The organism is Hydrogenophaga sp., assembly GCF_041633695.1.
In the GTDB taxonomy this organism is placed as follows: Bacteria; Pseudomonadota; Gammaproteobacteria; order Burkholderiales; family Burkholderiaceae_C; genus Hydrogenophaga.
Map to the genome: position 1 here is coordinate 1 of NZ_JBFJMY010000456.1, position 3,294 is coordinate 3,294.

Consider the following 3,294-nt stretch of genomic DNA (forward strand, 5'->3'; position numbering starts at 1 on the left):
CGCCACGTCCAGCTGCAGGGCCACGGCGCTGCGGCCCAGAGCGGCGATTTCCGCCACCACAGCCTGGGCCTGCGCTTCTTGGCTCTGGTAGGTGAGGATCACGTCGCTGCCGTTGCGGGCCAGTTGCAGGGCGGTGCTTTTGCCCAGGCCCCGGCTGCCGCCGGTGACGAGGGCGATGGGGGCGTTTGAGGTCGTGGTGTTCATGGGTGCTTCCTGGAAGAGGTGGTGGACCGGGTGAAGCCACCACTGTATTGATGCCCATGATTTAGATAAAGACCGATTGTTTGAAATAATTGTCTCTAAAATCCAGACAATGAATCCACCCGAACAATGGCGCGTCTTCATCCGGGTCGCCGAACTGGCCAGCTTCACCCAGGCGGCGCTGAGCCTGGGTCTGCCCAAGGCCAAGGTGTCCACGGCGGTGCAGCAACTGGAAAATGCGCTCGGCACCCGGCTTTTGCACCGCACCACACGCAAGGTGCAGTTGTCGCAGGACGGGCAGCGGTTTTACGAACGCTGCATCGACCTGCTGGCCGAGCTGGACGATTTGCAAAGCATGTTCCAGCAAACCGGCGCGCAGTCGCTGCGCGGGCGGGTGCGTGTGGACATGTCCACCGGTCTGGCGCGCCACGCTGTCATGCCCCGTCTGCCCGAGTTGCTGCGGGCGCATCCGCTGCTTGAGGTGGAGTTGAGCTGCACCGAGCGCCGGGTCGATCTGGTGCGCGAGGGTTTTGACTGCGTGCTGCGCGCGGGGCAGGTGGTGGATGCGGGTCTGATCGGCCGCCCGCTCGGGCATTTGCGCATGGTCAATTGCGCCAGCCCGGCTTACCTGGCGCAACATGGTGTGCCCGTCGATCTGGCCGACCTGTCCCGGCACCAGCTGGTGCACTACGTCAACACCCTGGGCGCGCGATCGGGTGGTTTTGACTACCTTGAAGCCGGGCAGCCACGGCAGCTTGCCATGTCTGGCGCGGTGACGGTGGACAACGCAGAGGCCTACACCAGCGCCTGTCTGGCCGGGCTGGGCATCATCCAGGTGCCGGTGGCGGGGGTTCGGGACTGGCTGGTGCGGGGCGATCTGGTGGTCTTGCTGCCCGAGTGGACGCCAGCGCCCATGCCCTTGAACCTGTTGTACGTGAGCCGGCGCAACCTGTCGCGGCGGGTGCGGCTGGTGATGGACTGGTTGGCCGGGGTGACGCAGGACTACTTGTCGCAGCGCAACGCCGAACCGGGCGGGCCCGCCACGGACAACGCCTGAAGCCCTTGTGCTGCGCCGGGGTCGTCAGACCACGCCCAGGGCCCCGAGCACGGCGCCCGCGCCGATCAGCCACAACAAGTGCAGGCGGGTACGCCACACCACCAGGGTTGCAACCGCCATCAGCAGCCAGAGCGGCCAATCGCGTGCCGGTACGTCGCGCGCCGCAATCAGCACCCAGCCGGTGGCGATCAGCAGCGCGATCACGATCGGGGCCATGCCAGCCTTGAAGGCGCGCACCGGGCGCAGGGTGCGGTTGTGGTGGGCCCAGCGCGTGGCCGAGTAGGTGAGCACCGAAGAGGGCAGCAGGATCGCCACCATGGTCACCAGCACACCCAGCAGCGCCAGCACCCAGGCCGACGGACCGGCGCCCATGCCGCCACCCGCGTTCAGGCCCACGTTCCAGCCCAGCAGGGCCACGAACAACACATTGGGGCCGGGCGCGGCCTGCGACAAGGCGATGGAGGAGGTGAACTGTGCGTCGCTGATCCAGCCGTGCTCGTACACCAGGTAGCGGTGCATGTCGGGCGCGGTAGTGATGGCCCCGCCCACCGCCAGCAGCGAGAGCGACGCGAAATGGTTGAACAGATCGAGCCAGTTGGCCCAGGTGGGTGCCATGTTCATGACTGGCGGCCCCGCTCTTGCAAGCTCAGCACGCGGTAGGTCCAAAGACAGGCCCCGCCGCCCAGGCACAGCAGCACCCACATCAGCGGCCAGCGCAGCAGCGCAATCGCAGCGAACGTGGCGGCGGCCAGCGCGATGCAGACCGCCATGCCCATGGGGTTTTTGTCGAGCGCCGAAATCAGTTTGATGCCGGTGGCGGTGATCAGCCCGGCGGCCACCGCGCCCATGCCGCGCAGCGCGCCTTGCGCAGCGGGGGTATCGGCCACGCTGCCATAGGCAATCACCAGGACCAGCACCAGCAGCGTCGGCAGCAGCAACATGCCCGACAGCGCCGCCAAGGCGCCCGGCAGGCCGAAGCAGCGGCCACCGATCATCATGGAGAGGTTGACCACGTTGGGGCCGGGCATGATCTGCGCGACCGCCCAGTCCTCCACGAACTGCTCGCGCGTCATCCAGCGCTTTTTCTCCACCATTTCGCGCTGCACTATCGCCAGCACGCCGCCAAAACCTTGCAAGGCCAGCCAGGTGAAAGACAGGAAAAGATCGGTTTTCGACTGGGGCTGATGCAGCGGCAGCGGCTCGGCTGCATCGGGGTGTGTTGGAGCTGGCGATGGCATGCCGGGATTATCGGGGAGGCGGCTGTCCATGGCCTGTCAAGGTGTGGGCGTCCGCGCCAGAGGGAGAAAAATATCGGTCAGCAGATCCGCCGGGGCGGTGTCGCGCGGGTTGTTCAGGTATTCCTCGAACACCGGCGCATCGCCGGCTTCGAGTCCGCTGTTCACCAGCCAATGGCCGTACAGCCATTGGTAGGCCGCGCGCATGGTGGCATAGGGTCCACGGTGCCGCAGCACGGCGCAGGGGCCGCCACCGACGTCGAATGCCACCAGCGGCGCGGCCAGCACCGCATCGGCGGGCACCGACAGACCGGCGCGCGAACAGAGCTGCTTCTCGGGTACCGCGAAAGGGTCGTCCAGGTACTCGGCGATCCAGCGCGAATCGGGGCCGACCAGGTCCAGCGCTGCGAGTTGTACAAAGCTGCCTTCAAAGGCCTTGCCAATCGCCATGTACGAGCCCTTGTGGTCCAGCCCGGCCAGCCGCAGGCGGGGCACCTCGCGCAGCTCCACCGGGTAACCCCCGGGTGCAAGGGCTTGCGCAGAGGGGGTGTTGCGAAAGACCGTGTGCCCGCCGTGCTGGCGGTATTGCAGCGGGCTCATGCCGTAAGCGGTTCGGAAGGCGCGGGCAAAAGACTGTGCGTTGGGGTAGCCGCAGCGGCGCGCGACCTGCTCCACCGGCAGCTGGCTGTTGGCCAGGTAACCCGTGGCGCGGTGCAGCCGCAGCCTTCGCACCGTGACGGCGATGGTCTCGCCGTGCAGCGCGTGGTAGACGCGGTGCCAGTGGTAGGGCGAGAGGTGCGC

Annotated in this window: 5 protein-coding genes; 1 reads left to right on the plus strand and 4 read right to left on the minus strand. The window is 67.1% G+C overall.

From position 1 onward, the window contains the following. On the minus strand, window positions 1-204 hold a 204-nt coding region (locus ABYB95_RS20000; protein ID WP_372660962.1), incomplete at its 3' end, for an SDR family NAD(P)-dependent oxidoreductase. 109 nt (window positions 205-313) lie between these two features. Here ABYB95_RS20000 and ABYB95_RS20005 point away from each other — a divergent pair. After that, window positions 314-1,258: a LysR family transcriptional regulator gene (locus tag ABYB95_RS20005; RefSeq protein ID WP_372660965.1), complete on the plus strand. Its 945-nt coding sequence runs from the start codon at window positions 314-316 to the stop codon at window positions 1,256-1,258. Between the two features lie 24 nt (window positions 1,259-1,282). On the opposite strand, the gene ABYB95_RS20010 is transcribed toward ABYB95_RS20005, so the two are convergent. The 3 genes from ABYB95_RS20010 to ABYB95_RS20020 all read right to left on the minus strand — a co-directional run. Then, on the minus strand, window positions 1,283-1,879 hold the full coding sequence (locus tag ABYB95_RS20010) for a chromate transporter (RefSeq protein ID WP_372660968.1): 597 nt from the start codon (window positions 1,877-1,879) through the stop codon (window positions 1,283-1,285). Further along, window positions 1,876-2,526 carry a chromate transporter gene (locus ABYB95_RS20015; protein WP_372660972.1) on the minus strand — a complete coding sequence of 217 codons (651 nt, stop codon included), beginning with the start codon at window positions 2,524-2,526 and terminating at the stop codon, window positions 1,876-1,878. The genes ABYB95_RS20010 and ABYB95_RS20015 overlap by 4 nt, the downstream gene beginning before the upstream one ends. A 6-nt stretch (window positions 2,527-2,532) precedes the next feature. Then, window positions 2,533-3,294 (minus strand): GyrI-like domain-containing protein (locus ABYB95_RS20020; RefSeq protein WP_372660975.1); only part of this gene is annotated, 762 nt, incomplete at its 5' end.

Coding starts and splice junctions, on each gene's coding strand:
- ABYB95_RS20005 (WP_372660965.1), top strand. CDS start 314: ATGAATCCACCCGAACAATGGCGCGTCTTCATCCGGGTCGCCGAACTG.
- ABYB95_RS20010 (WP_372660968.1), bottom strand. CDS start 1,879: ATGAACATGGCACCCACCTGGGCCAACTGGCTCGATCTGTTCAACCAT.
- ABYB95_RS20015 (WP_372660972.1), bottom strand. CDS start 2,526: ATGGACAGCCGCCTCCCCGATAATCCCGGCATGCCATCGCCAGCTCCA.